This window comes from Achromobacter ruhlandii, assembly GCF_002082135.1.
GTDB classification, from domain to species: Bacteria; Pseudomonadota; Gammaproteobacteria; order Burkholderiales; family Burkholderiaceae_B; genus Achromobacter; species Achromobacter ruhlandii.
The window spans coordinates 734,034-760,109 of record NZ_CP017433.1; the positions used below are offsets into that span (position 1 = coordinate 734,034).

Here is a 26,076-nt window from a genome sequence, read left to right on the forward strand (position 1 = left end):
TCAAAGAATGGGAAGGGGGCGGCTGCGACGGGCTTCGTCGGTGGCCACGTAGGTCAGCGTGGCTTCGGTGACCTTGACGACTTCGGCGTCCAGGCGCTGGCGTTCCGCGTAGACCTCGACCGAGACGGTGATGGAGGTCTTGCCGGTCTTGACGATGGCCGCGTAGAAGCTGAGCAGGTCGCCCACGAACACGGGCTGCTTGAACTGGAAGGCGTTGACGGCGACCGTGGCGACGCGGCCGGCCGCGCGGCGGGCGGCGGGAATCGAGCCGGCGATGTCGACCTGGGACATGATCCAGCCGCCGAAAACGTCCCCGTGGATGTTGGCGTCCGCCGGCATCGGCATGACGCGCAATACGGCGTCGCGATTGGCGGGCAAGGTCGTGAAGGGAGTTTTGGTGCTGGAGGTCATGCGGCCGGCTCCAATGCAAGGCAACCAGCCGATTATGCAGGAAAAACGGGGCGCCGGCGCGGGCCGGCGCCCCGTCGGCGCGCTTTATCGAAGCGGGCGCGGATCAGGACGCCAGCTTGACGATGCCGTAGCCGCCGACCAGCAGCCAGGCGTACAGGATCAGGCCCAGCGCCATCACGCGCGGACCGGCCTTGCGGATATTGGCGAAGCGGGTCTCGATGCCCAGCGCGGTCATGGCCATGGTCAGGGCGAAGACGTCCAGGCGGCGGATTGCGGCGATCACGTCGGCGGGGATGATGTTGAGCGAGTTGACGATGGCCAGGACCAGGAAGCCCACCGCGAACCAGGGAATCGGCAGCTTGGCGCCCTTGGCGTTGCCGCCGGCATGGCTGGCGGCGCTGCGCAGGTACAGGCCGAGGATGAGCAGCACCGGCACCAGCAGCGCGACGCGGGTCATCTTGACGATGGTGGCGACTTCCGTGGTGGCGGGGTCGATGTTGCTGGCCGCGCCGACCACCTGCGCCACTTCGTGGATGGTGCCGCCGATGTAGATGCCCAGCGACTGGGTGTCGAACGGCAGCCAGCCGGCGTGATACAGCACCGGGTACAGGAACATCGACAGCGTGCCGAACAGCACTACGGTGGCCACCGCCACGGCGCTCTTGTGCGGTTGCGCCCGCAGGGTCGGTTCGAAGGCCAGCACGGCGGCGGCGCCACAGATGGCGCTGCCGGCGGCGGTCAGCATGGCGGTGTCGCGGTCCAGCCCGAGCAGGCGCTGGCCCACCCAGGTGCCGATCAGCAGCGTGCCCACCACGACCGCCACCGAGACCGCCAGGCCCGGCAGGCCGACGGCGGCGATCTGCTGGATGCTGATGTTCAGCCCGTAGAAGGCCACGGCGATGCGCAGCAGGCGGCGCGCGGTGAAGTTGACGCCCACGCCCCAGTCGACCGGCATGGTGCCGCGCAGGAAGTTGCCGTACAGCATGCCGCAAACGATACCGACCACCAGCGGCGAAAAGCCCAACTGGCGGATGGCGGGCAGGTCCGCCAACTGCATGACCGCGGCCGACATGAGGCCGACGAACAGCACGCCGTTGAGCTTGTCGCGCCAGGGCGTGGCTGCGGCGGCCGTGGCGGGGGCGGCATGTTGGGGGGCGGTGGTGCTGGCGGTGCTCATGGCGGGCCTTTGTGCATATCTAAATAACCAGACGAAATATTAGTTTCGCGACAATTATTTGGAAAATTTTCATTTTTGATATGAAATATCGGAAATTCTGATAATAAGGCTGCCGCCACCCGCACCGCCCATGACCCCCGATCAATTGCTCACCTTCGCCACGGTGGCCGATGCCGGCAACATCAGCCGCGCGGCCCAGCAACTGCACCTGTCACAGCCGGCCGTGTCGGGCCAGTTGCGCGCCTTGCAGGAATGGTTCGGGGAGCCGTTATACCGTCGCAGCGGCCACGGCATAGCGCTGACCGAGGCCGGCGAGCGCCTGGCCGAGCAGGCGCGCCAGCTGCGCCAGGTGTATCGCCAGGCGCAGGCGGTGCGCGAGTCCTGGCGCGGCCTGGAAACCGGCGTGCTGCGGCTGGGGGCCAGCACCACGCCCGCGAGCTACCTGCTTCCTGCGCTGGTGGCCGACTTCCGCCAGGCGTTTCCGGCGGTCAGCCTGCACTTGTCCGATGGCAATACCCGCGAGATCGTCGAGCGTCTGCCGGCGTTGGACCTGGCCTTCATCGAGGGCGACGTGCCGGCGGGCCTGCCCGCCGATACCGCGGTCCACGCGTGGCGGCAGGACGAGGTGGTGGCGATTGTGCGGGCCGATCACGCGCTGGCCGGCAAGGGCGCGGTGACGCTGCGCGACCTGGCGCTGTCGGCGCTGGTGATGCGCGAGCCCGGTTCAGGCGTGCGGCGGCTGGTGGAGCGGGCGTTTGCCGATGCCGGCCTGGCGCCGTCGATCGGTCTGGAACTGGCCGGGGTGGAGGGCGTGAAGCAGGCGGTGCGCGCCGGACTCGGCGTGGGCTTCGTGTCGGCCATGTCGATGCGGCACGAGGACGGCGCGCTCGCGGCGTTGCGGCTGTTGCCGCGGCCGCTGACGCGCACACTGAGCATCCTGGTGCCGCACGCGGACGCCGCCGCCCGCGCCGCCCAGCGCTTCCTGGCGATGTGCCAGGCGGTGCGGACGGGGCAGGGGGGCGGTTTCTAGCGGGGCGTCAGGGCTTGGCCAGGCGCTTGAGCGCCAGCTGTACCCAGTAGGTGCCGCCCAGCGGCAGCAGGTCGTCGTTGAAGTCGTAGCTGCCGTTGTGCAGCATGCACGGGCCCAGCCCATGGCCGGCGGCGCGGTGATCGCCGACGCCGTTGCCGATCCAGACGTAGCAGCCCGGCAATTCCTGCAGCATGAAGGCGAAGTCCTCGGCGCCCATGGTGGGCTGCACGTGGTCGTTGACCTTGTCGTCGCCGACGATGTCGCGCATGACGTCGGCACAGAAAGCCGCTTCTTCCGGGTGGTTGATGGTGGGCGGGTAGTTGCGCTGGAAGGTGAACTCCACCTCGCAGTCCATGGCGGCGCAGGTGTGGCGCGCGATCTCTTCCATACGCCGTTCGATCAGGTCCAGCACTTCCAGCGTGAAGGTGCGCACCGTGCCGCGCAGTTCGGCGTGGTTGGGCACCACGTTGTCGGCGCTGCCGGCGTGGATCTGCGTGATGCTGAGCACCGCGGCGTCGAGCGGATTGCGATTGCGCGTGATGATGGTCTGCAGCGATTGCGCCAGCTGCACCGCCGCCATCACCGGGTCGATGCCCAGGTTGGGCATGCCGGCATGGGTGCCCTTGCCCTTGACCACGATGGAGAATTCGTTGCTGGACGCCATGATGGGGCCGGCGGTCACGCCGAACTGGCCGGGCGCCATGCCGGGCCAATTGTGCATGCCGAACACCGCTTCCATCGGGAAGCGGGTGAACAGGCCGTCGTCGATCATGCGCTTGGCGCCGCCGCCACCTTCCTCGGCCGGCTGGAAGATCACATAGACCGTGCCGGCGAAGTCGCGATGCTGCGACAGGTAGCGGGCGGCGGCCAGCAGCATGGCGGTATGGCCGTCGTGGCCGCAGGCGTGCATCTTGCCGGCGTGCTTGCTGGCGTGGGCGAAGGTGTTGGCTTCCTGCATGGGCAGGGCGTCCATGTCGGCGCGCAGGCCGACGGCGCGCTCGCCGGGCCGGTCGCCGCGGATGATGCCGACCACGCCGGTGCCGCCCAGGCCGCGATGGATTTCAATGCCCCATTCTTCGAGCTTGGCCGCGACCACGTCGGCGGTGCGGAATTCCTCGAACGCCAATTCGGGATGCGCGTGGATGTCGCGCCGGATCTGGGAGATATCGTCGCGCCAGGCAACGATGGGATCGAGCAGTTTCATGGGAAGAATCAGGCGGAATTTGGGAACGCAACAAGGTTATCATCAATCAAAAATCAATTTAATGGAGACAAACACCATGACCCGTCCGTGGCTTGCCCATTACCCGCAAGGGGTTCCCGCCGACATCTCCATCGACGGCTACACATCGCTGACCGACCTGCTGGACCGGGCCTGCAAGCAGTTCGCGGGGCGCGTCGCCTGCACCGCCATGGGCAGTGACATCACCTATGCGCAGCTGGACGCGCACGCGCGCGGGTTCGCCGGCTGGCTGCAAAGCCTGGATCTGCCGAAGGGCTCGCGGGTGGCGCTGATGATGCCCAACGTGCCCGCCTACCTGGTGGCCCTGCTGGGCACCCTGCGGGCCGGCCATGCGGTGGTCAACGTCAACCCGCTGTATACCGCCGAGGAATTGCAGCGGCAGTTGCTGGACAGCGGCGCGGCGGTCATCGTGATCCTCGAGAATTTCGCGCACACCCTGCAGAGCGTGTCCGACCGGGGCCAGCTCAGGCACATCGTGGTGACCGGGCCGGGCGACCTGCTGGGCGGCCTGAAGGCGCCGCTGGTGAACCTGGCGGCCCGCTACGTCAAGAAACTGGTGCCCGCCTGGCAGCTCGATGGCGCGCTGATGCTGCCGAAGGTGCTGGCCAAGGGGGCCGGCCTGTCGTTCACCGCGCCGGCGATCTCGATGGACGACCTGGCGGTGCTGCAATACACCGGCGGGACCACCGGCGTGCCCAAGGGGGCGATGCTGACGCATCGCAACCTGACCTCCAATGTGAAGCAGATGGAGGCGGTGGCGGCGCCGGCCCTGCGCGACATGACGGATCGGCAGATCACCGTGCTGAGCGCCTTGCCGCTTTATCACGTGTTCGCCATGACGGTCTGCGGCCTGTACGGCATGTACGCGGGCATGCGCAACGTGCTGATCATCAATCCGCGCGACCAGCCTTCGTTGATCAATGCCTGGCGCAAGGTGCCCATCAACGTGTTTCCCGGCGTCAATACGCTGTTCAACGCGCTGGTGCACAACGAGGATTTCGCCAGGCTCGATTTTTCCGGGCTGCGGCTGGCCCTGGGCGGCGGCATGGCGGTGCAGCAGGCGGTGGCCGAGCGCTGGCTGAAGATCACGGGCAAGCCCCTGATCGAAGGCTATGGCCTGTCGGAAACGTCGCCGGTGGCCACCGTCAATCCGTGCGATGCCACGGCGTATTCCGGTTCCATCGGCCTGCCGCTACCGTCCACCTACGTCGCCATCCTCGACGACGCCGGCAACGAGGTGCCGCTGGGCGAGCGCGGCGAAGTCAGCATCCGCGGGCCGCAGGTCATGGCCGGCTATTGGCAGAAGCCCGAGGAAACGCGTCACGTGATGACGGCGGATGGCTATTTCCGCACCGGCGATATCGGCATCATGGACGACAAGGGCTACACGCGCATCGTTGACCGCAAGAAGGACATGATCACCGTGTCCGGCTTCAAGGTCTATCCGAACGAGGTGGAGGCGGCGGTGTCGCAGATGCCGGGCGTGCTGGAGTGCGCGGCCATCGGGGTGCCGGACGAGCACTCCAGCGAGGCGGTCAAGGTGTTCGTGGTGAAGAAGGATTCCGCGCTGACCGAGGCCCAGGTGCAGCAGTGGTGCAAGGACAAGCTGACCGGCTACAAGCGGCCGCGCTATGTGGAGTTCCGTGACGAACTGCCCAAGAGCAATGTCGGCAAGATCCTGCGGCGTGAATTGCGGCCGGACGCCGAGGCCGCCGCGCCGCAAGGCCAGCCGGCCTGAGGTCGCGGTGCGGCCGGGCGTTCAGCCCGGCTGGCCCAGGTGCGGCGCGATCATCTCGTGCAGGGCGCGTTCGATGTCCGGGTTGCCGGCCACCACGCGTCCGCCGATGGGCCAGGAATCCTGCCGGTGCATGTCGCTGCAGGCGCCGCCGGCCTCGCGCACGATCAGCGTGCCGGCGGCCACGTCCCAGGGCGCCAGGCCCATTTCCCAATAGCCGTCATAGCGGCCGCAGGCGGTCCAGGCCAGGTCGAGCGCGGCCGCGCCCATGCGCCGCACGCCGCGCGCGCGGTTGATGGCGTCGTGCAGCATCGGCATGTACTGACTGGCGAAGGAGAAGTCGCGGAACGGAAAGCCGGTGGCCAGCACCGAGTCTTCGAGCGTGCGGGTGCGCGAGCAAGTGATGCGGCGGCCATTGAGCCAGGCGCCCAGGCCATACACCGCGGTGAAGAGTTCTTCGCGGCTGGGATCGTAGACCACGCCCGCCACCGGCATGTCCCGCGCCAGGCGCTCGTTGGCGGAGATGGCGGTGCCGGCGTGGGCGATCAGCGCGATCGACACCGCATAGTGCGGGATGTCGTGCAGGAAATTGGTGGTGCCGTCCAGCGGATCGATGTACCAGGTGGCCGCGCCCTGCGCCTGACCGCCGGTTTCCTCGGCGACGATGCCGAATTTCGGCGTGCGCGCCTGCAGTTCGTCGATGATGGCGGCTTCGGCCTCGCGGTCGGCCTGCGACACCAGATCGTTGCGCGCCTTGCGATCGATCACCAGATCGGCGCGGTGATGCGCGTAGGATTGCAGGATGGCCGCGCCGGCATGGGCGGCCGTGACCGCGGCATCCAGCGCCGCGCACAGGTCGATGGGCGAGGTCAGCGAGCGGGGCGGGTCATAGGTTTCCATGAAATCAGTGTAAGCCCAGGTATGCGTCAAAGCCGTTGCGGCGGGGCAAAAGCCGCGCCGCGCGTGGCGCGCATCCAACGCAGGCCGGCCGCGCCGTTCGATAATCCCGCTTTGCCGATATTCCCGAGATTTCCCTGAAGCGCCCGGTTTTCCCCATGTCTTCCTCCTATTCGCCCCTGACCCCCGCCGTTGTCGACGTCGACGCGCAAGGCCGGCTCTACAGCCCGGCGTATGGCGACGTCTATCACTCGCCCTCGGGAGCCCTGGGCCAGGCGGAACACGTGTTCCTGCGCGGCAACGGCCTGCCGGAACGCTGGCGCGGCCGCGACGCGTTCACGGTCTGCGAGACCGGCTTCGGCCTGGGCCTGAATTTCCTGGCGGTCTGGCGCGCGTGGCGCGACGATCCGCGGCGCGCGCGCCGCCTGCACGTGCTGTCACTGGAAGCGCACCCGTTCAGCCGCGAGGATCTGGCGGCGCTGCTGACGCGCCATGCGCCCGAGGCGTTGGCGCCCCTGGCGACGCAACTGGCGGCGCAGTGGCCGTCCTTGCTGCCGGGCCTGCACCGGCTTGAATTCGAGGGCGGCGCGGTGACGCTGACGCTTGGATTCGGCGACGCGCAGGCGCTGGCGCCGCGCTTGTCGGCGCGGGTGGACGCGTACTTCCTGGATGGCTTCGCGCCCGAGCGCAACCCGCGCATGTGGGAGGCGCCATTGCTCAAAGAGCTGGCACGGCTGGCCGCGCCGGGCGCCACATTGGCCACCTGGGCCTGCACCGGCGAGTTGCGGCGGGCCTTGCAGGAAGCGGGGTTCGAGGCGCGGCGCGCGCCGGGCTATGGCGGCAAATGGCATATGACGGTGGCCACGGCGATGCCGGGCGCGGCCGCCGCGCCAGCCGCGCAGGACGAGCGAGCCCGTCACGCGCTGGTGGTGGGGGCGGGGTTGGCCGGCGCCGGCATCGCGCAAGCGCTGGCCCTGCGCGGCTGGGGGGTGACGGTGCTGGATGCGGGACTGGCGCGCGGCGCGCCGGCCCATGCCGGCCATGTCGCGGCGGCGCTGACGCCGGTGCTGGCGCGCGACGACAACGCGCGCGCGCGCCTGTCGCGCGCCGGCAGTGGCCGCGCCCTGGCGCGCTGGGCCGGACTACCGGGCGGCGCGGCGCCGAGGGTGTGTGGCACGGTGCAGCTGGATCGCGATGCGGGCCGCGCGGCGGCCTTGGCGGACACCCTGGCGACCCTGGCGTTTCCCGCCGATTGGGTGCGCGCGGTGAGCCGCGACGAGGCCAGCGCGCTGGCGGGCCTGCCGTTGGCGCGCGGCGGCGTGTTTTTCGGCCAGGGCATGTTGGTGCAGCCGAGCGAATTGATTCCCGCCTTGCTGGCGACCGCCGGCGTGCGGGTGGCGCCGGGCTGCGTGGCGCGGCTGGCGCGCGACGCCGGGGGCTGGCGCGCGCTGGATGCGACGGGAGCGACGCTGGGACAGGCCGCCCATGTGGTCCTCGCCAATGCCTTCGGCGCGCGGCAGGTGCTGGCCGCCAGCGACCTGCTGGCGCCGTTGCCGCGCGTGGCGCAGATGCATGCGCTGGCGGGCGAGGTCACGCTGCTGCCGGCGGCCGCGCTGGGTGGCGGTCCGCGCTGCGTGGTGGGGGGCGAAGGCTACCTGCTGCCGGACACGGGCAGCGGCTGCGTGGCGGGCAGCACCTATGTGCATGGCGCCACCGAGGCGCGCATCGGCGCCGAAGGCCAGCGCGTCACCCTGGACAAGGCCGCGGGCCTGCTGGGCGACGGCTTGGCCGCGTTGCATGACCTGGCGCCCGGTAGCCTGCCGGGTTGGGCGGGGTGGCGGGCGGTGTTGCCGGGGCGCCTGCCGGCCGTGGGCGAACTGGCCCATGCGCCGGGCCTGTGGCTGGCCGCTGGGTATGCTTCGCGCGGGTTGTCCTGGTCGGCCTTGATGGGAGATCTGATCGCGTCCCGCCTTTGCGGCGAACCGTCACCTCTTGAAACCGATCTGTCCCAACTGATTGCGCCGCGCTGAAAAAACTTCCGGGGCGCGCGGAGGGCTGGAATGGGGTGGCGTAGAATGACGGCAAATGCCAGGATTTGGCGCCAAATGGGCCCGCGTTGGGGCAGGCATGGCGTTGCGGCGGCGCGCCGGCGATGAGCCGGATACGGGCCGGCCGGGGGCTTTGTGACCCTTTTTTTGGACGATATCGCCATCCAAAAGAGGGACCGAGTTTATTTCAAAGCTCAAATCCGTCAAAATAGCGTCTTTTGATGGTTTTTGGCTTAAGCCGGGGGATGCTCTGTGCCGCCCAAGTTCGACTTTGCCCATACTACCCAGCTCGACACCATCGAGCTGCTGACGTCCCGCCCCAGTCGCATCGATTTCGACGCGGGCGATGGGTTGCACCTGGTAGTCGAGGCGCATGCGCCTGGTGTGTTTCGCCTGCGCTGCGGCGAGGCGAACCACCTTACCGATGACAAGCCCGGCGCGCGCGCGCGCGCCGTGGCCGAGATGTTGCTCGCGCGCCAGGAGGCGGTGGGCGAGGCCGCCATCGCCCCGCGCGAAGGCGGGGACGGTTGGCGCATCACCCAGGGCGACGTGGCCCTGGAAGTCCAATCCAATCCCGTCCGCTTCGCGCTCTACCGCAATGAAGAGCGGGTGTTCGAGTCCGAGGTTTCCGCGCATACGCCCGCATTCGGGCACAACGCGCTGGACCAGGCTGACGACGCGGTCTGGACCGCCGGCTTCACGCTGCTGCCGGACGAGCGCGTCTACGGCCTGGGCGAGACCCCGGGCGACCTGAACCGCCGCGAGGAGTCCGTCGTCTCCGACGATCCCGAACATCGCGCCTTGCCGCTGGCATGGAGTCCGCGCGGCTGGGGCCTGTACGTCAACACGATGCGCCGGGTACAGCACTCGGTCGGCGTGGCGCCGGCCGATTCGGCCTATGTCGTCAGCGTCGACGACGTGGTGCTGGATGTGTTCCTGTTCGCCGGCGAGCCCGCCGAAATCCTGAACCAGTACACCGCGCTGACCGGCCGTGCCGGCCAGCCGGTGCTGTGGGCCATGGGCGCCTGGCTGCAGCAGGCCAGCGGCGAAATGCCGACGCAGACCGTGGCGCTGCTGGGCCGCATGCGCGAGAACCAGATTCCGGTCGACGCCGTGACCCTGGCGCAGCCGGCGGCCTGGGGCTTCCAGGCCGACAAGACCGTGTTCGAATGGGACGCCCAGCGCTTCCCCGACGCCAAGCAGATGCTGGCGCTGTTCCACAAGCACAACGTGCACGTGGCGGCGTCCGGCTTCCCCGGCGTCATCAAGACCAGCCCGCTGTTCGAGGAACTCGAGGATCGCGGCTGGCTGCTGACGCGCGAAGATGGCTCGGCGCAGGTGTTCGACGGCAATGCCGCCACCTCGGGCCAGCCCTACGGTCTGCTGGACCTGACCTATCGCGACATCTACAACCTGTGGGTCGAGCGCCATCGCCAACTGGTCGAAGACGGCCTGGACGCGCCGGCCTGCGACGCCCAGATCGCCATTCCCGATGGCGTGACCGCTCGCAATGGCGAAACCGGCCCGGCGCTGCGCAGCATGTATCCGCTGCTGGTGCGCCGCGCGCTGTTCGACGCCGTCGCCGGCCTGAAAGTGCCGCCCGAGGGCGTGGTGCCCAGCACCGACCTGTTCCCGGCCGCGCAGCGCCTGCCTTGGCAGGTGGGCCCGCAGGTCGACAATACCTGGGAAGGCCTGCGCCATACCCTGCGCACCGCGCTGTCGATCGGCGCCTCGGGCCTGCCGGTCCAGGTGCACGGTATCGGCACCGCGTCGCGCGGCACGGCCGACATGACACCCGAGCTTTACCTGCGCTGGCTGACCGCCGGCGTGTTCTCGGCCAATTTCTCGTTCCAGGGCGTGAACGGCCTGCTGCCGTGGGACTTCGGCGACGAGACCCTGGCGCACGTCAAGACCTGGATGCAGTGGCGCTATCGCCTGGTGCCTTACGTGCTGGGCGCCATCGAGGACGCCGCCCGCACCGGCCTGCCGGTGCAGCGTTCCATGGCGCTGTCGTTCCCGAACGATCCGCATGCCCACGAATGGGATCTGCAATACCTGCTGGGCCCGGCCCTGCTGGTGGCGCCGATCACCGCGCCGGGCAAGCAGGTGCGGGTGTACCTGCCCAAGGGCGAGGCCTGGTGGGACCTGAACACCGGCCACCGCTACGAAGGCGGCACCACCTGGACCATCGATTGCGAGCTGGGCCAGTTCCCGGTGTTTGGCCGCGAAGGGCACATGCTCTGTCTCGGCCCGGCGGCGCAGCACACGGGCGAATTCAATTCGGCGCGCATCCTGGACGAAGTCTGGATGTTCGGCATGCCGGTGCACAACCCGGTGGTCATGCGCAACAAGATCCGCGTCATGCAGATGCAGGGCTCCAGCTACATCAAGGGGCTGGAAGGCCTGCGCATTTCGCCGTCCGAGGGCCTGGAGGTCAAGCGCCGCGGCGCGGAAGTCCGTATTTCGCGCGCTCGCTGAGCCAGGCGCGGCCGGTTCGCCGGCCACCCATGCAAAAGGGCAGTCAGGAAGGCTTTCCTTCCCGACTGCCCTTTACGTCTTTGCGCGGATGCATCTTATATTACTGATAGTTATTAAAAATGGAAAAAACGGTCGTTCTCTTTAGAAGAGAAAAGATACAAAATCGCTTGCCATGATTCAGATCGAGAACCTATCCAAGACCTACGCCACGCCGCATGGCCAGTTCCAGGCGCTGCGTGGCATCAACCTGCACATCCAGCAGGGCGAGGTCTTCGGCATCATCGGCCCCAGCGGGGCCGGTAAAAGCACGCTGGTCCAGTGCATCAACCTGCTGGAGCGTCCCAACGAAGGCTCCATCGCCATCGGCGGCCAGGCCCTGACCGGACTGAGCGAGGCGCAACTGCGCGCGCAGCGCCGCCGCATCGGCATGGTGTTCCAGGGCTTCAACCTGCTGTCGCGCCGCACGGTGTACGGCAACGTGGCGCTGCCGCTGGAAATCGCCGGCGTCGCCAAGAGCGAGATTCCGGCCCGCGTCGAACGCCTGCTGGCCCTGGTGGGCCTGGAGCATCTGCGCGACCGTTATCCCAGCCAGATCAGCGGCGGCCAGAAGCAGCGCGTCGGCATCGCGCGCGCCCTGGCCAACAATCCGGACGTGCTGCTCAGCGACGAGGCCACGTCCGCGCTCGATCCCGAGACCACCCACAACATCCTGGCACTGTTGCGCGACATCAACCGCAAGACCGGCGTGACCGTGGTCATGATCACGCACCAGATGGAAGTGGTGCGCGAGGTCTGCGACCGCGTGGCCGTGCTGTCGCAGGGCGAAGTGGTCGAGATGGGCAGCACCCGCGAAGTGTTCGCCCAGCCGCGCCACGAAGTGACCCGCGCCATGGTGTCGGCCGCGACCGCGTCGGACCTGACCGACGCCACGCTGGCCGCCGTCAAGCAGCGCATCGAGACGCTGGCCGCCGCCAAGCCGGGCCAGGCCGTGCGCCTGCTGCGCCTGTCGCTGACCGGCACCGACGCGTCGGGTTCGTTCCTGTCCGACCTGTCGACGCAGTATTCGCTGGACGTGGGCCTGGTGCAGGCGCGCGTCGAAGACATCCAGGGCGTGGCCGTCGGCACGATGTTCGTGCTGGCCCAAGGCGCGCCTGCCGCGGTCAAGGACGCCATCGCCGCGTTGACCGCCCGTGACATCACCGTTGAAGAAATCGCTCATGAGCCCGCAACTGATCGACCTGCTTATTACGTCGCTGCTTGACACCCTGCTGATGGTGGGCGTGGCCAGCGCCATCGCGGTGCTGGTCGGGATTCCGCTGGGCGTGATCCTGACCGTGACCGCGCGCGGCAACATGCTGGAGAACCAGGCCGTCAACCACGCGCTGGGCGCGGTCATCAACGCCACCCGCTCGGTGCCGTTCGTGATCCTGATGGTCGCCATCATTCCGTTCACGCGCCTGGTGGCGCAGACCTCGATCGGCACCACCGCCGCCATCGTGCCGTTGTCGGTGGCCGCGATTCCGTTCATGGCGCGCATCGCCGAGAACGCGATGCGCGAAGTCGATCCGGGCCTGATCACCGCCGCGCGCGCCATGGGCGCCTCGCCGATGCAGATCATCATGAAGGTGCTGCTGCCCGAGGCGCTGCCCGGCCTGATCGCCGCCACCATCGTCACCGTGGTCAGCCTGATCGGCTATTCGGCCATGGCCGGCGCCATCGGCGGCGGCGGCCTGGGCGACCTGGCGATCCGCTACGGCTACCAGCGCTTCCAGTCCGACGTGATGGCCGCCGTGGTCATCGTGCTGATCGTGCTGGTGCAGCTGATCCAGAGCCTGGGCGACCGCTACGTGCGCCGCATCTCGCATCGTTGATCACACCGAACATTCTTCTCCTCCTTCCGACATCCGGGAAATTCGCAACATGAGCATCAAGGTTTTGAAGTCGCTGGCCGCGTTCGCCCTCGGCGCCGCCGTATTCGCCCAGCCCGCGCTGGCCCAGGACAAGCCCCTGAAGGTTGGCGTCACCGCCGGCCCGCACGCCCAGATCTTCGACGTGGTCAAGCAGGAAGCCGCCAAGCAGGGCCTGAACATCCAGGTGATCGAGTTCACCGACTACGTGCAGCCCAACGTCGCGCTGGCCTCGGGCGACCTGGATCTGAACAGCTACCAGCACCAGCCGTACCTGGACAACGCCAACGCCGACCGCGGCTACAAGCTGGTCAGCATCGCCAAGACCGTGATCTTCCCGATCGGCATCTACAGCAAGAAGATCAAGTCGCTGTCCGAGCTGAAGGAAGGCGCCCGCATCGCGCTGCCGAACGACCCGACCAACGGCGGCCGCGCGCTGTTGCTGCTGCAGGCCAATGGCCTCATTAAGCTGCGTCCGGAAGCCGGCCTGAAGGCCACCCCGATCGACGTCATCGAGAACCCGAAGAAGCTGCGCTTCATCGAACTGGACGCCGCCCAGCTGCCGCGTTCGCTGGACGACACCGACGCTTCGGCCGTGAACACCAACTTCGCGCTGGAAGCGGGCCTGAACCCGGCCACCGACGCCATCGCCCAGGAATCGCCCAACTCGCCGTACGCCAACGTGCTGGTGGTGCGTGAAAAGGACAAGGACCGTCCCGAGTTCGCCAAGCTGGTCAGCATCTATCACAGCCCGGCCGTGAAGCAGTTCATCGAGACCAAGTTCAAGGGCGCGGTGGTGGCTGCCTGGTAAGCCAGGTTCGCCTCCCGATGCAGAACGGCCGCGCAAGCGGCCGTTTTTCGTTGGCGCGAGGGCGGACGGCTTTTCCACGGCCCCGCCGGGGCGTGGGCTCTGGCGCGCTTGACGGGTTGCGATGGTCTGTTGCGGTGTTGAGGCATCCCTGCCTCGATTTTTTGACAAGGTCTACGAAATCAGCCATAATTTCGGGCTTCGGTCGGGCTGATAGCTCAGTCGGTAGAGCAGCGGACTTTTAATCCGTTGGTCGCGAGTTCGAGTCTCGCTCAGCCCACCACCAAACACCCGCAGTATCAAGAACTTACGCCGCTATCACTAGCGGCGTTTTTTCTTTCTGTTCCGACTTTGACCAAAATTCGACCGTGTTCGAATGGTGGGCCAAGTGGGACGGAGCCAAATGGGCATAGCGTTGAACCATGTCCAGTGTCTCCCAACCCCCCAGATCCTTTAGGACCATGAGTGGTGTTCCGGCCTGTACATGCCAACTGGCCCAGGTGTGGCGAAGGTCGTGGAAATGAAAGTCGTCAATCCCGACCCCGGCGCACGCACGACGCAAGCACCGAGCATCGACCTGGCTGATCTTCCGCACCACACCGTCTCTTGATGGCCGTTCGAATACAAACCGTTTGGCCTTGGGGATCCGGCGTTGCAGCACTGCCATAGCGTCCGCGTTGAGAGGCACCGACCTGGCATAGCCCGATTTTGCCTCTTCTGCGATGACCCATGCGTTTCGCTGGGGCATGTCCACGTTGCTCGGCTTGAGCGAAAGTAATTCGTCTTCCCTCATCCCAGTTGCCACGGCGACGAGGCTGACATCGCGCATCCACTCGAGCGACATCGCACTTATCAGTCGGCCGATAACGGACGGGGGTTCCCATCGCACACGATTATCGGGTTCAACAAATTCCGAGAATTTTGGGCACTTGTCGATCCAGTCCCAGTCTTCGCAGAGCTTGAGCATTCTGCGTAGCGTGGCGAGGTAGCGATTTTTGGTCGCAGCACTTACCGGCGTCGGCTTGCGATGCTTATGGGTAGTATGCGTCGGCAGTTTGTCCGCGATCTCGTCAAATTTTAAAGAGCGAATTGCACGTCCAGAGAACTGAGTACGCCAATATGCGACGTGCCGGACCTTGCTGTCATAGTCGCGTAGTCCGTCCCATAGTCGAAGACAACGCACCGCGGCCTCTTCAAAAAACCGGTCGGGTTGCTCGCCGAGCTTGGCTTGACGCCAGAGGTCGGCTTTCAGCTTGTCGTGGTACTCCTGCGCGGCTTGCCTGTCCGTCGTTCCAGAAGAGCATCTAACTCGCGGGACGCCTGGGACGCGGATATCAACTTGCCAAATACCTGAGGTTTCATCTTTGCGGATGGGCATTGTGCATCTCCCACAACCCGCAGCGATAGCTGGGTGACATTGTTGTTCTTTTCCGAAAATGCAGCAAGGCGCGATGGCCAAATGCGCCATGCGCCCCTCGCCCTAAGCTGAAAACCAAGCTCTTTGCGATAGCTGAATATGGTGCTGTAAGAGATGTTGAGGCGCATTGCTGCTTCTTGCAGGGTGAGCGCCTTTTCATCCACGTTCTCTGCCGGAGGCATGGAGGACATGCGAACTCCTTTATCGGGCCGGGAAATATCGAGGTGGGCCAGGAAAGCCAGAAGGCTAGGGACCGTTCGGTGTCATTGCTTAATCGTGCGATCTCAGTGGTGCCGGGAAGTCCGGTACTGGATCACCGATCGAAGCGTTCCAAGACCACCAGCCTTCTTTGCCGTACGTCTCGTCGTAGTGCGCGCCCTTTTCTGCCTTGCGCGCCAGGTATTCCGGCGTGCTCATGCCCCACACCTCCAGTGGCGCTGGCGTGTGCCTGTCGCGCAACCAAAAATCCGGGAAGGCTACGTCCTCGCCAGCGTCAAACCGGAGCGGCTTTTCGAACCGGCGCTTTTCAGCGACGAGCTTGTCAGCGACCAGAGCCTCGTAACCCGAATCGACCGGGATCCAGTCCCGCGTGGTTTGCATGAGAGCGATATCGACAACCTGCGCGCGCATGCTGCCGCCAGAGGACTTTGGGGGATCCGTTTGTACGACGGCGATGACGGCATTCCCCGCACGCCAAGAGTCGATCTCTCGGGCAAAGCGGCGCTCCAAGGGCTCCCAGACGTTTTCGTCGAGGTTCAAGTATGGGACTCCATGAAACCCCGCGATAGGCAGTGTGGCGCTGCCGTCCATTCCTTCTTGGTGCTGTGCGAGGGGGGCAATTACAACCAAACGCCGTCGTTGAGTCACCGCCTCCAGGGCCTTGGCCTTGTTGTGTCCAGCTTGCTGCCCGCTTGCGGTCGGCGTGGATATCAGGAGGTTTTGGGCCAGTCGAACACGCCCCGCATAGGTAGTCATGGCCGAGCGCATCAAGTGGTAATGCACCACACCAAGATTGCGCTTTCCTTCCATGCCTGGCGACCATGCGTGCAGGCCTGCTTGTGTCCAGAGAAAATGCAGGAGGCCGAGCAACGTCATGCTGGCTTGACCGGTTCGCGGGCGCGTCGCAGGCATCGACGGTGCGGTGGCGGACGAGGCGTCCCCCTCTTCTGGGGCGGAAGTCGCACGCTGTTGAAGCCCGACCTTCAGCTTAATCTTGACCGCGCCGTCGTCGAGCTCCTGGACCACGCCGCGTCGGTATGAACCAAGACCGGACATGCTCGGATCTACACCGTAATAAACGCAGTCTTCGCTATGCTCTGACCCTGTCTCGGGAAAGCGGGCAAGGTGGAACCGATCGGAGTTGGAGCGGCTGTGGATTGACAAGCGGCGTTCGCCCGATCCAGGGCAAGTACACCTGACGTCTGCCTTGCCGTGCGCCATCAACAGTACGCGCTTCCAGCCGTCCTTGAATTGCTCAGCCGTTTGAAACTCTGGCGAGTACGGTCGGGTCATTCCACCCAGCGTGACATCTACGGCATATAGCGTTCGATCCATTTGCTATCTCCTAGAATGCGCCTTCAGCGTGCCCGCGAGCGAGCCGAAGACCGCAACCACTGCGCCGATCATTGCTACGGCAAATATCTTTTGATAGATATCCAGATCGGCGAGTGTGCGGCTGATCGTGAACATGGCCACGGTCGCGGCAAGAAGAGTCAACAGTGCCGTACACCGTATGAATGTCAGCACGGCCCGAATCTTGTTGTGGCGCTTCCTATCGGCGTCGTCCGATGGCGTCGTGCCCCAGGCGACCAAATTGGCCCAGACAAATACGGCTACGCTGGTCAGTCCAACTGAGATGGCTCCCCAGAACTTGCCTCCAAGGGACACATTCCAAAGAACTGTTTCCCATTCTTCAATTAGTTTTCCCGCCGCAGCGAGCACCGCGACGATTAGTCCCAAGCTTTTAGCTACTTTGAGCGCTGACGCCAGCATCAACGTGCGCTGTTGGGTCCGGTGAGTGAGCTGTTTGTTGTGCAAGATGCGCTCCATTGTTCTAAAGGTCTGCCCGTCCTGCCCGTCGCGTTGCGCGAACGTAGTCGCCTTTCTTCCCACATTGCAGTCCTAAGAGCGTCGACATCAACGCAAGGGCGATTAGGAGTTGCGACTCCAGAGGCGGCTGGTTGCGCGCCTCCCATCAGCCCTGACTGCAAAATTGATATTTGTTGTTGAAATCGCGCTTTCTTTGAAGAGCGTTTATTTGTGTGTAGACCTGCATGAGATGGAGCCATGTGCCATCCGAATCGGAGCGCTCGATTTCCGAAGTGTTTAGCAGCTAAACACCTGGGAATATCCTGGTGAACGCCGATTCGGATGCCGCCGCCGAGATACCACAACGTTGGCGGCTTCCTGCCGACTTGCACGGCGCGGGCAAGTTGAGACCCTGCCCGGTGTTCGCCCAACACGTTATTCGCCACGTGGGGCATGTCCTGCTTCGGCGCTCGTTTGAATGCCCGACCCCGCAATAGCGCTCGGTCGGTTCGCTTCTGCAGGGATGGGAAACAACTCCATCACCTGCACGAGATCAATGCACCCGCCAGGCTCAGCACCTGGCCAGATTTGTACGTCAGCGCTTGTTGCGAAACGGGCTTCACGGGCCTCGTCTGGCGCATTGATTCTTGCCGCTTCTTTAATGCCCGGGGCCAAGCTTTCGCTCGCGGCTATCTCCCCTACTGCGGCCACAGGGGGCCGCAGGGCAAATTCATGTTTCGCAGTGTTAAAGAGCTAGACCGAACATTTCTGTGTCGGCCCAAGAAATATAACTCAAGTCATAAATAGAGGCAACACCTTAGTTATATTTCAGCATCTTTATGTTGCGTCAGTCTCTCTTGGTTACGTCGGCGGAAAAAAAGACAACGGCGGTACTACGGACAGGGTAGTCCGCCAGCTTGAGAGATTGGGACTGGGGTTAGGCGGCAAACCAAAGGGGAATTTGGGACGCACTTGTGGCAAGCGCCTAAGCGACTCTTTTGCTATCGCTTTGCTCGCTCGCCCCGGCGATGAAGTCTGCGAGACGGATGTCCAATTCGTTCTGCTTGGCGGGCGACAATTTCTCGAACTCGCTCAAGCGAGCTACTTTGAACGGCCAATAGCCTTGTTCTGACTGCGCCAGGTCGTCGCTGCCATACACGAGCCAGTTAGTGCTGGCACCGAGCGCACGGGCGATCTCGGCGGTGTGCCGCGTGGCTCCGCCGCGCTCGATTTTCGCGATCGCTGCTTGGGAGATGCCGGCGCGGGCCGCGAGCTGCTCCTGAGTCAGGTCCAGCTCTTTCCGACGCTGCCTGACGCGTAATCCGATCGCCTTGAGGTCCATGCGCCGAAGCGTATTCTTGTAGTTGTATGCCGTCAAAAACCCAAAGAATAAAAGTTATTGACCAAAAAATAACTCAAGTTATAAAATTACCGAATGATGATCTATGAAGCCTCCGACCAATATGGGCCCTCGTATGAGGCCCTCAAAAAAGCCATCGCACTGGCGGGCACGCAAGAAGCATTGGCGCAGATGCTGGGTGTTACGCAGCCGGCCGTCAACAAGATGCTTAAGAGTAAGGCGCCCCTTGGCGCGCATCACTGCGTTCGCATCATGACCCATCTCGGTATTTCGCGGCAGGAGCTACGACCGACCGACTATTGGGAGGTTTGGCCTGATCTCCCCGAGCCCTCGGACCAAGACCCTACGTGCGAAGCCGCGTCGAAGCGACTTCCCTAATTTCAATGTTTAGCGGCTAAACGCAAACCGCTTAGGCCGCTAGACGCTCGCACCTCAATGCAAAAGAGGAATGCATATGGAAATGAAAACTCTCGCAGTCGCACAACAGAAGGGCGGCGTTGGCAAGACCACGACCGCCGCCAATACCGCATTTGAAGCTGCGGAAGCTGGGGCTAGGGTCTTAGTCATCGACCTGGATACCGGTGACCTTTCGAAGACCCTGGCTCGATTCAGCTTGGCAATACCTGCAAGCGCACTATTTCTCGACAGCGTGCCGGCAGTGCCCACACCCGAATCGAGCATCTCCTTGATCGCCGCAGATCAGCTGCTGGCAAATTTGATCTACATGCCGCTTGAAACCGCGCTGAGAAATTTCCGGGTAAATCTGTCGGCGTTCGCCGAAAAGGGATATGACCTCTGCGTGATTGATACAGCGCCGGGCGTAAGTATCGCCTTGGCAGCAGCGCTTCACGCTGCCGATGCGGTCATATCCCCTGTGGAGATGGAGGAGTACAGCATCGAAGGGATCAAGAAGATGATGCGCGTGATACTCAATGCTCGGCAGCGCAATCCTAAGCTGCAATTTCTTGGGCTACTTCCTAGCATGGTGGATCGGCGGAATCCACGCCAGGTCCGACATTTGGCAGAAGTCCGTGCCGCCCACGAGAAGCTGCTTGCGCCCGTCACCATCGGTCTACGCACAAGCGTCGCTGAAGCACAGTCTATTGGCGAACCCGTCTGGAAATCCAAGAAGACCACCGCGCGTGCGGCGGGCGCCGAAATGCGCGCCCTGGGCCAGTACATCCGCACCAAGATGGGAGTAAAAGCATGATGGATCTGAAAGGACTGGGAGACCTAGCGTCCATCTTGGATATGCCGTCTGTGCCAACCGGCGAGCCGATGATGTTCGATATCGACCTCATCGACGAAGATAGAAACGTTCGCTCGGAAGACAACCCGGGGTTCAGCGAGGAGAGTATCGGCGAGCTGCGAGCATCTCTCCGCACGGATGGAATGGAAAGCCCGATATCCCTTTACCCCAACCCAGATCAACCTGGTCGCTTCATTATCAATTTTGGTCACCGGCGCTTTCGCGCCGCCAAGGTTGAGGGTTGGCTGCAAGTGCCTGGCTTCTTGACGCCTAAGAAAATCAGCCGCCGTGCTCAGGCCGCGGAGAACATCCAACGGGAAAACCTAACTGCTCATGAAATTGCTCTCTATATCCGCGACGAATTGGCAGATGGGCATAGCCAGACCGCAATCGCTGAAAGTCTTGGCAAGTCCAAGGCCTGGGTGACCCAGCACGCCAAGATGTTGGATCTGCCGGACCCTGTTGCAGAAGCCGTTGCCACCGGCAAAGTCACGGACGTGACGTTGGCAAATGAGCTCGCGGTCGCGCATCGGGAGAATCCGCAAGCCGTCGCCGAACTGTTGAAGGCGCCAGAGCAAAAGCCCACGCGCGCCGCCGTAAAAGCCATTCGGCAAGGCACCAAGCCGAAGGACCAACCGGCCGAGCCGAAGGGCCCTACGCAATCCGAAGATCCCGTCGACGATCGGCATGGCGGCCAGGCGGAAGAGCAGGGCGCAATGATGACGTTTGTTGCGGACACGACCGCCACCCGGCATCAGCGTGAAGTCCCCGACGAGGTGAAGGCCGAATTTCAACGCCGCAGGGATGTGCTCGAGCAAGAGCAGCGTGACGCTGCAAATCCCGCGCTGCGCCACGCCGGCATGGCCGCCCTGAATCGTCTCATCGAAATTGCTCGACGGGACACCAATCAGAGCAAGCGTGTAGCGGACTTTCTGCTTGCCTGGTGGAACGCAACAAGCTGCGGCGGTTTCGACCTGTCGGATCTGTGGAGCGTGGACAAGGAGATTTACGACGACATGTCATCAGTGATTGCCCTCGTCCGGCGCAGCCGGTCCTATCCAGACACGCTGAGCACGCCCGTTCACGAAGCGTTCAAGGAACTGGTCAAGATCTGGAGGCCCCAGCTTGCTAACGAATGACAAAGCGCGCCGATGTTTAGCGGCCAAACACGGGAGAACCGAGATGGAATTTCAATATATGGAGCTGTGATGATTGAAAAAGGTCCGGGAAAGGTGGCGTTGATTGTCGGATGTGTACTCATGGCGACTTCCATCATTTCGCGATGGGCGGGCTGGGACTCCATAGCTAACGTAACTTTCTTTGCGTCAGCTGTGCCTATTCTGGTTGGCATGATCATCAACAACACCTGATCTCCATTACACAACACGGCGTATCCAACAATCCTTTCGCCACAAAAGCACCTGAGGAAACTGCAATGCTCTCGAACAAACCGCTCGCCAAGCTCAACGCTCAGATCCAAGCTCTGCAGCGACGCGCCGAAGCCCTTCGCATCAGTGGCCGGGCGTCCGCCGTACAAAAGATCGTCGCGCAGATGCACGAATATCATATTTCCCCCGCAGATATCCAGACAGCATATGGCGCAGCGAAGTCCGCCCGCTCCAAGCGCAAGAGGAGCGTTGAGCGGCCCGAATCTCGTCGCCCAGTGGCGCCGAAGTACCGTCATCCTGAAACTGGTGATACCTGGACCGGACGTGGACGTGCACCGCGCTGGCTAACGTCAGCAGAAAAGGATGGAGCATCGCGCGAACAGTTCCGCATTTAACGCCTGCTGGCCGGGCACCTTCGTCGTTCAGGTGACTCTCCTCGCGAATACCGCCCGATCCCTTCCCAACCGGCATCAGGTTCCAATGGTGCTCTTGCTTTTGTTCATAGCGGAACGTGAACCAGACCGACTGTGGCGGGCGGATAGTTGGTAAAATGTAGGCTTGCCAGGAGGCCCCGAAATGCTGACAGCATACGACCTGAAGGAGCGCCGGCGCGCCGTAGTGAATGCGGTGGCAAGCCAACGTCTGGAAGGCTTGGAACCAGATGCGCGGACCGTCGCGGATCTTCAGCGCGCAGCGGACGGAACCTTGAGCGTTCTAAACGTGATCAATGCGCTCCGCGCCCGCGTAGCGGCCGGGGAATTTCGTTCTCCCTCTGCCTCCGAATAGCAACGGCCGCCTCACGGGCGGCCATTTCGCTACGGCCATGGCAAAGTATCCAATTAACGCAAAAGACCCCTACGTAGATCCTGATACAGGCGTTCTACGCAACCGCTTTGGCATCAGCGACCAAGCCGAACTGGATCGAGTGGAAGCCACCTTTGCTGCCGTGCGGTCTTATGAACTTGCGGTATCGCCCGTTCGAGGCGAGTTCAATCTGGCGCACCTTCAACAGATCCATCAACGGCTGTTCGGCGACGTCTATGACTGGGCCGGCAAGATCCGCACCGTGGACATCTCGAAGGGCACAACGCGCTTTGCCAGTCACGAACAGATCGCGAGCTATGCGCCACAGATCACGAGACCACTTTCGCGAGAAGGTCTCCTAAAGGGCCTTGCGCCCGATTCGTTCAGTGAGCGTGCTGGCCATTACTTGGGTGAGTTGAATGTGCTTCATCCATTCCGGGAAGGCAACGGTAGAAGTATCCGCGAGTTCATCGGTCAACTTGCAAAGGATGCCGGTTATGGCATTGACTGGCTGGGTGTCGATCGGGACGAGATGACCAAGGCGTCAATCGAGGCCTATCAGGGGGACTCGCAACGCATGGCGAACTTGATTCGAGCCAATCTCCGAGACATGGACCGTGAATACGCTCTGGACTTGGCGAAGGCAGTAGTTGGTGAACGCGTGCATGTCGTACTGGCTGCTCCCGGGCGCGACTATGAGGGCGTGGTCATTGGATCAACTGAGCGCTACCTGATCCAAGAGCAAAAGGGCCATGCTGGCGAGGTGGTACTGCACAGCCGTCGGGCGCTGCTCAACGTGGACCTCGCCGTCCCGGGGCAGGCAATCGAAATCCGCTATCCGCATGGTGGCGCTGGCCTGGTCGAGTGCCCTGAATCACAGGCCGAGCAAACTTCTTCAAAGCGGCTGCAGCGCGATCGCGATCACGATCTGGATCGTTGAGACAGCAGCTATTTAGCTGCTAAACACAACTTAAAATGCATCTATCCGACTCTTCGACAGTCGGATGGTCGTATCGCTCACGCCCAGCACAGCCGTCGACGGACGAGCTGTGGGCAGACAGGACGTGACCATGTGCCGGCCGCTACTTTCTTCACCCTCAGCCGATGTCGGGTTCGAGCGGAACACTGGCTAACTTCAATTGGCTCTTTATGAGGTTGGATAAGCGGCGGTCTGGCCCTTTACAAAGTTTCTGGCAGGCTCTGATAAAGAGTTCGTCGGCGCTGGGCGAAACATCCCTGCCAGCGAACTGGGTCTTTCTTAGCCTCCACATCGCGGGGAACATAGCTCTGAGTTCGTCTGTGCACGCCCGCTCGATCAGCATGACATATTCGTCGACTGAAATGACCTCCAGCCTATCTAGATCGGAATAGCTGAAGTTTCCAAAATTGATGCGTCGGAAAATCTCAAACTCGCTTGCGAGCGTTAAGGGAGGAGCGGCTTGCTTCAAATATTCCACCATGCGCGGGTGTAACGGCCTGCCAAACTGGTCCTCTGTCGTAGCAGGTGGGCGAGACTCACCCTGGGCCGCTTGCCAAGATTTAAGCGCAGTCTCGAATACGCTTTCCGCGCCTTCTATCTCATCGAGTTGCAGGAGGAATTGGCTCATCGCACCGAAGTCTAAAAGATGGCACCGCTCGGCGACTCGGCCTGCCATCTCCATACGCTCCTGCTTTGTCAGCCGGTAATTCCAATAATCGGCTATCAAGAAATCGACGAGGATATCGCTCGCATCGGCCCTATCCCCATTGGCAATAATCTCCTTGATCGCGGCATCCAACTCCGCGGATTTTCGCCAGCCGGCATTTAGGTAGTTGATGACGGAATTTTCGAAGGCACTGCCTGCATAGACTCCTAGTCGTTGGGCGATACCGAGCCAACCATCATCGCCCTGACTCGTCGAGTTTGACTCTTTCATAAACTGCTGCCATCTGTTCCCGTCGCTTGCGCTCGTCTGGAGCTCCCGCAGCGGGGGTGCGTCTGCTATGCCGTGGTAGTAGACTGCCGTCAATAGCGTAATCGAAGAAGCGAGGCGGCGAGCGGCCTTCTGCGGAACATGCGAATAGTCCGCCAGCACTTTGGTCGCGGCCGATGAGATCTTCTCCATGATTCGAATGTTCGTAATTCCACATGTCTCCACTGCATCTCGCACGGAGATCGCCCAGGTCGGCGAGCTGAACTTTGCGTCCAGATTCGCCACAGTCCAGGAGTCCACTGGAGATGGGGATAGTCGGATCTCATGATCCACCACCTTTTCGCGGAGTTGCAGCCACACCTTCAGCGTGTCACCGTCGAGTGCGGCGTCATTAAAAAGGAGAAGAACTCGACATTCGAATCGAGTCCTCATCTCGTCTACGAAGCCGAGCAGAGCGTCGGCCTCCATCTTTTTGCCTTTTCGTTCTATGTCGTCAAGGACGAGCAATCGATTTTGCAGAATGAATGGACTCATTGCGTGGGGTAAGGCGGCTAACACTTGTTGGCCGCGTGGAACCAAGGCTGAGAGCGTTTTGAGTCCGTGTTTCGCAACATCCCACTGAGTCTTGTCTCCGTTCTTGAGCGCGCTTTGCAGAAGGCGCTGCTTAATTTCATCGACGGTGTCCACGCCAAAGATCGAGGCGTACAGCGCTTTGCTTATCGTGGCGTGGGTGTCATATCGCTGCTTAAGCGTCCGCCAGAGGTGGGTCTTACCGCATCCCCAGGGGCCGGTCAACGCTAAAACGTCTCCATTCATAGCCTCTGGATTGGTCAAAAGATGTTCAAGCGTGTTGTAAGCATCTAGATGGTTCATCAGCGATCATATCTTTCGTAGTATCCATCCGACTTGTAGCAGAAAATCCCCTCCTCCATGTTAGGTGAGGGTGGCCAGGGTTCGGCTTCGCCGATAGTTCTCAAACAAATAAACGGCAGACATGTTCGGTACAGGTGCGGCATCTACCGCAAGCTGATTTCAAGCCTGAGCGGTTGCTGCACCCACAATTCAAAACACGTTTATCCGGACCCGTGGATATGTGGATGATCGCTTCGCGACCGCCCGGCTCGCTTCGCTCGACCCGTGGACAACCGCTGATGGACAAACGGTGGACAGGCTCCGCCTGACCACGCGCTTGACCACAGGGTATGCCCACCGGCTACCCGGACTTCTCCCACATACCCACCGGCCCCCACGAATTCTCAGTTTGAAGAAAGATATACAACACACGCGATCTACACCACGACCGATGTGAGCGCGACGATCACAAAAGCAAGAAAGCCTATGCCGAGCAGCCACAGAACCAGACCTGCTGCACGCGTTGCAAGATGACCCCATGCCCAGCGCAAGGGAGCATCTTCTGCCTTTTCAATGACGCCTTCCAAATGTTTTACATGGCTCGCATTTTTGGAATTCTCGACCTTCAATGACCACACTTGCTTTCGCAACTCGTCGATGTAGGACGGGATGTCCTTCACAACAATGTTCTGCTCCCAAGTGCGGTGCGGAGTCAGTTGTGCCGCAAGCATTGGCAGGGACCTTCCCTCTATCAGGGGGCCATCGCACGGCGGAAAAGTAATTCCGAAATTCCCGTAGAACTTGTTGCGGCGCTCTCGATTGTCGGGGCCGGCGTCTACGGCGGCTACCATGATTGGCATGACCGATGCGTCGGGCCATTTCATAGCCCACTCGACGATTTCATTCATCAGGTGGGACCCAATCCTGTTGCCGCGCAATGCTGCTGATTTGATCATGACATTGCCGCCGTAGATGTCCTCGGCAGTGATCGAGAGATCCGAAGGCCTGCCCGCCACCCCCGGGGAATAGCTTCCCGCGAAAAACCCGCCGTCCTCAAGATAAAGACTTCCGTCCACACGCAATGGTTGAAACGCCATGCGGATTCTTGCCCTAATCAACTTCCCGTCGTGGCCTACTGATCGTGTTTCGGTTCGCTCGACCAAGATCCATCGGATAGGGAGACCCTCTGGCTTGTGTTTGTCGCGCACTTCCAGCACGTAGACTGGCGGGAGCGACTTGGCTCCGTCATTCCATGGGAAGATCAGCGAAGGCGACATGAACAGCTCTTTGGGCAATAAGGTGGCATCGGCAATAGGGTATGCAGGCGGAGG

General features: G+C 62.8%; 23 protein-coding genes and 1 tRNA gene. 14 read left to right on the plus strand and 10 right to left on the minus strand.

From position 1 onward, the window contains the following. Entirely contained in the window at window positions 1-411 is a 411-nt protein-coding gene (locus AruCF_RS03375) for an acyl-CoA thioesterase (protein ID WP_049071416.1), read from the minus strand. A gap of 103 nt (window positions 412-514) precedes the next feature. Next, window positions 515-1,588 (minus strand): YeiH family protein, encoded by a 1,074-nt coding sequence (locus AruCF_RS03380; protein ID WP_049071418.1) that lies wholly within the window; start codon window positions 1,586-1,588, stop codon window positions 515-517. Between the two features lie 130 nt (window positions 1,589-1,718). Between AruCF_RS03380 and AruCF_RS03385 the strand changes: the two genes are divergently transcribed. Next, window positions 1,719-2,618: a LysR family transcriptional regulator gene (locus AruCF_RS03385; RefSeq protein WP_049071420.1), complete on the plus strand. Its 900-nt coding sequence runs from the start codon at window positions 1,719-1,721 to the stop codon at window positions 2,616-2,618. 7 nt (window positions 2,619-2,625) lie between these two features. Here AruCF_RS03385 and AruCF_RS03390 read toward each other — a convergent pair whose 3' ends face one another. Beyond that, window positions 2,626-3,822, minus strand: coding sequence for a M20 aminoacylase family protein (locus tag AruCF_RS03390; RefSeq protein ID WP_049071422.1), 1,197 nt, complete (start codon window positions 3,820-3,822; stop codon window positions 2,626-2,628). Between the two features lie 76 nt (window positions 3,823-3,898). Here AruCF_RS03390 and AruCF_RS03395 point away from each other — a divergent pair, with 76 nt between their 5' ends. Then, window positions 3,899-5,599, plus strand: coding sequence for an AMP-binding protein (locus tag AruCF_RS03395; protein WP_049071424.1), 1,701 nt, complete (start codon window positions 3,899-3,901; stop codon window positions 5,597-5,599). A 21-nt stretch (window positions 5,600-5,620) separates the two neighbouring features. Here the strand turns inward: AruCF_RS03395 and AruCF_RS03400 are convergent, their stop codons facing one another. Further along, window positions 5,621-6,496, minus strand: coding sequence for an inositol monophosphatase family protein (locus AruCF_RS03400; RefSeq protein ID WP_049071425.1), 876 nt, complete (start codon window positions 6,494-6,496; stop codon window positions 5,621-5,623). A gap of 155 nt (window positions 6,497-6,651) precedes the next feature. Between AruCF_RS03400 and mnmC the strand changes: the two genes are divergently transcribed. From mnmC to AruCF_RS03430, 6 genes are all read left to right on the plus strand, one after another. Further along, complete coding sequence (gene mnmC / locus AruCF_RS03405; protein WP_049071427.1) at window positions 6,652-8,523, plus strand: bifunctional tRNA (5-methylaminomethyl-2-thiouridine)(34)-methyltransferase MnmC2/FAD-dependent 5-carboxymethylaminomethyl-2-thiouridine(34) oxidoreductase MnmC1; 1,872 nt, start codon at window positions 6,652-6,654, stop codon at window positions 8,521-8,523. A 270-nt stretch (window positions 8,524-8,793) separates the two neighbouring features. Beyond that, window positions 8,794-11,019 carry a glycoside hydrolase family 31 protein gene (locus AruCF_RS03410; RefSeq protein ID WP_049071430.1) on the plus strand — a complete coding sequence of 742 codons (2,226 nt, stop codon included), beginning with the start codon at window positions 8,794-8,796 and terminating at the stop codon, window positions 11,017-11,019. A 172-nt stretch (window positions 11,020-11,191) separates the two neighbouring features. Continuing rightward, complete coding sequence (locus AruCF_RS03415) at window positions 11,192-12,280, plus strand: methionine ABC transporter ATP-binding protein (RefSeq protein ID WP_049071432.1); 1,089 nt, start codon at window positions 11,192-11,194, stop codon at window positions 12,278-12,280. Next, the gene (locus AruCF_RS03420) at window positions 12,237-12,890 is read left to right on the plus strand and encodes a methionine ABC transporter permease (protein WP_006388812.1); all 654 of its coding nucleotides are present in this window, start codon (window positions 12,237-12,239) and stop codon (window positions 12,888-12,890) included. The genes AruCF_RS03415 and AruCF_RS03420 overlap by 44 nt, the downstream gene beginning before the upstream one ends. A 49-nt stretch (window positions 12,891-12,939) precedes the next feature. Beyond that, complete coding sequence (locus tag AruCF_RS03425) at window positions 12,940-13,737, plus strand: MetQ/NlpA family ABC transporter substrate-binding protein (protein WP_049071433.1); 798 nt, start codon at window positions 12,940-12,942, stop codon at window positions 13,735-13,737. 204 nt (window positions 13,738-13,941) lie between these two features. Further along, a tRNA-Lys gene (locus AruCF_RS03430) sits at window positions 13,942-14,017 on the plus strand. 24 nt (window positions 14,018-14,041) lie between these two features. Here AruCF_RS03430 and AruCF_RS03435 read toward each other — a convergent pair. The 4 genes from AruCF_RS03435 to AruCF_RS03450 form a co-directional block, all read right to left on the minus strand. Beyond that, a complete protein-coding gene (locus tag AruCF_RS03435; protein WP_050450316.1) occupies window positions 14,042-15,112 on the minus strand; it encodes a tyrosine-type recombinase/integrase in 1,071 nt (356 codons plus the stop codon). A gap of 309 nt (window positions 15,113-15,421) precedes the next feature. Next, complete coding sequence (locus tag AruCF_RS03440) at window positions 15,422-16,705, minus strand: DUF1173 family protein (protein WP_083036511.1); 1,284 nt, start codon at window positions 16,703-16,705, stop codon at window positions 15,422-15,424. 3 nt (window positions 16,706-16,708) lie between these two features. Then, window positions 16,709-17,188, minus strand: a complete 480-nt coding sequence (locus tag AruCF_RS03445) for a hypothetical protein (RefSeq protein ID WP_157130027.1) — start codon at window positions 17,186-17,188, stop codon at window positions 16,709-16,711. A gap of 976 nt (window positions 17,189-18,164) precedes the next feature. After that, window positions 18,165-18,521: a helix-turn-helix domain-containing protein gene (locus AruCF_RS03450; RefSeq protein ID WP_050450311.1), complete on the minus strand. Its 357-nt coding sequence runs from the start codon at window positions 18,519-18,521 to the stop codon at window positions 18,165-18,167. A gap of 93 nt (window positions 18,522-18,614) precedes the next feature. On the opposite strand from AruCF_RS03450, the gene AruCF_RS03455 reads away from it, so the two are divergent. From AruCF_RS03455 to AruCF_RS03475, 6 genes are all read left to right on the plus strand, one after another. Further along, complete coding sequence (locus AruCF_RS03455) at window positions 18,615-18,917, plus strand: transcriptional regulator (protein ID WP_083036514.1); 303 nt, start codon at window positions 18,615-18,617, stop codon at window positions 18,915-18,917. A 76-nt stretch (window positions 18,918-18,993) separates the two neighbouring features. Continuing rightward, on the plus strand, window positions 18,994-19,749 hold the full coding sequence (locus AruCF_RS03460) for a ParA family protein (RefSeq protein WP_254431167.1): 756 nt from the start codon (window positions 18,994-18,996) through the stop codon (window positions 19,747-19,749). Continuing rightward, window positions 19,746-20,927, plus strand: a complete 1,182-nt coding sequence (locus AruCF_RS30175; RefSeq protein WP_083036516.1) for a DUF7673 family protein — start codon at window positions 19,746-19,748, stop codon at window positions 20,925-20,927. Before AruCF_RS03460 ends, AruCF_RS30175 begins: the two co-directional genes overlap by 4 nt. 296 nt (window positions 20,928-21,223) lie before the next feature. Next, on the plus strand, window positions 21,224-21,571 hold the full coding sequence (locus AruCF_RS03470; protein WP_083036518.1) for an H-NS histone family protein: 348 nt from the start codon (window positions 21,224-21,226) through the stop codon (window positions 21,569-21,571). 181 nt (window positions 21,572-21,752) lie between these two features. Beyond that, entirely contained in the window at window positions 21,753-21,962 is a 210-nt protein-coding gene (locus tag AruCF_RS29410) for an antitoxin VbhA family protein (protein ID WP_167385868.1), read from the plus strand. 37 nt (window positions 21,963-21,999) lie between these two features. Continuing rightward, on the plus strand, window positions 22,000-22,920 hold the full coding sequence (locus AruCF_RS03475) for a Fic/DOC family protein (protein ID WP_083036520.1): 921 nt from the start codon (window positions 22,000-22,002) through the stop codon (window positions 22,918-22,920). Window positions 22,921-23,077: 157 nt separating this feature from the next. On the opposite strand, the gene AruCF_RS29005 is transcribed toward AruCF_RS03475, so the two are convergent. Together AruCF_RS29005 and AruCF_RS03490 are read right to left on the minus strand one after the other, a co-directional pair. Beyond that, window positions 23,078-24,766, minus strand: a complete 1,689-nt coding sequence (locus AruCF_RS29005) for a P-loop NTPase fold protein (protein WP_157130028.1) — start codon at window positions 24,764-24,766, stop codon at window positions 23,078-23,080. A gap of 416 nt (window positions 24,767-25,182) precedes the next feature. Continuing rightward, window positions 25,183-26,022: a hypothetical protein gene (locus tag AruCF_RS03490; protein ID WP_157130029.1), complete on the minus strand. Its 840-nt coding sequence runs from the start codon at window positions 26,020-26,022 to the stop codon at window positions 25,183-25,185. Between the last annotated feature and the right edge of the window lie 54 nt (window positions 26,023-26,076).

Excerpts from the sequence above, each read along its gene's own strand:
- AruCF_RS03420 (WP_006388812.1), top strand. The coding sequence starts at position 12,237 with ATGAGCCCGCAACTGATCGACCTGCTTATTACGTCGCTGCTTGACACC.
- AruCF_RS03440 (WP_083036511.1), bottom strand. The coding sequence starts at position 16,705 with ATGGATCGAACGCTATATGCCGTAGATGTCACGCTGGGTGGAATGACC.
- AruCF_RS03385 (WP_049071420.1), top strand. The coding sequence starts at position 1,719 with ATGACCCCCGATCAATTGCTCACCTTCGCCACGGTGGCCGATGCCGGC.
- AruCF_RS03455 (WP_083036514.1), top strand. The coding sequence starts at position 18,615 with ATGATGATCTATGAAGCCTCCGACCAATATGGGCCCTCGTATGAGGCC.
- AruCF_RS30175 (WP_083036516.1), top strand. The coding sequence starts at position 19,746 with ATGATGGATCTGAAAGGACTGGGAGACCTAGCGTCCATCTTGGATATG.
- AruCF_RS03425 (WP_049071433.1), top strand. The coding sequence starts at position 12,940 with ATGAGCATCAAGGTTTTGAAGTCGCTGGCCGCGTTCGCCCTCGGCGCC.
- mnmC (WP_049071427.1), top strand. The coding sequence starts at position 6,652 with ATGTCTTCCTCCTATTCGCCCCTGACCCCCGCCGTTGTCGACGTCGAC.
- AruCF_RS03415 (WP_049071432.1), top strand. The coding sequence starts at position 11,192 with ATGATTCAGATCGAGAACCTATCCAAGACCTACGCCACGCCGCATGGC.
- AruCF_RS29005 (WP_157130028.1), bottom strand. The coding sequence starts at position 24,766 with ATGAACCATCTAGATGCTTACAACACGCTTGAACATCTTTTGACCAAT.
- AruCF_RS03375 (WP_049071416.1), bottom strand. The coding sequence starts at position 411 with ATGACCTCCAGCACCAAAACTCCCTTCACGACCTTGCCCGCCAATCGC.
- AruCF_RS03470 (WP_083036518.1), top strand. The coding sequence starts at position 21,224 with ATGCTCTCGAACAAACCGCTCGCCAAGCTCAACGCTCAGATCCAAGCT.
- AruCF_RS03390 (WP_049071422.1), bottom strand. The coding sequence starts at position 3,822 with ATGAAACTGCTCGATCCCATCGTTGCCTGGCGCGACGATATCTCCCAG.
- AruCF_RS03475 (WP_083036520.1), top strand. The coding sequence starts at position 22,000 with ATGGCAAAGTATCCAATTAACGCAAAAGACCCCTACGTAGATCCTGAT.
- AruCF_RS03450 (WP_050450311.1), bottom strand. The coding sequence starts at position 18,521 with ATGGACCTCAAGGCGATCGGATTACGCGTCAGGCAGCGTCGGAAAGAG.
- AruCF_RS03435 (WP_050450316.1), bottom strand. The coding sequence starts at position 15,112 with ATGCCCATCCGCAAAGATGAAACCTCAGGTATTTGGCAAGTTGATATC.
- AruCF_RS03460 (WP_254431167.1), top strand. The coding sequence starts at position 18,994 with ATGGAAATGAAAACTCTCGCAGTCGCACAACAGAAGGGCGGCGTTGGC.
- AruCF_RS03490 (WP_157130029.1), bottom strand. The coding sequence starts at position 26,022 with ATGTCGCCTTCGCTGATCTTCCCATGGAATGACGGAGCCAAGTCGCTC.
- AruCF_RS03400 (WP_049071425.1), bottom strand. The coding sequence starts at position 6,496 with ATGGAAACCTATGACCCGCCCCGCTCGCTGACCTCGCCCATCGACCTG.
- AruCF_RS03395 (WP_049071424.1), top strand. The coding sequence starts at position 3,899 with ATGACCCGTCCGTGGCTTGCCCATTACCCGCAAGGGGTTCCCGCCGAC.
- AruCF_RS29410 (WP_167385868.1), top strand. The coding sequence starts at position 21,753 with ATGCTGACAGCATACGACCTGAAGGAGCGCCGGCGCGCCGTAGTGAAT.
- AruCF_RS03380 (WP_049071418.1), bottom strand. The coding sequence starts at position 1,588 with ATGAGCACCGCCAGCACCACCGCCCCCCAACATGCCGCCCCCGCCACG.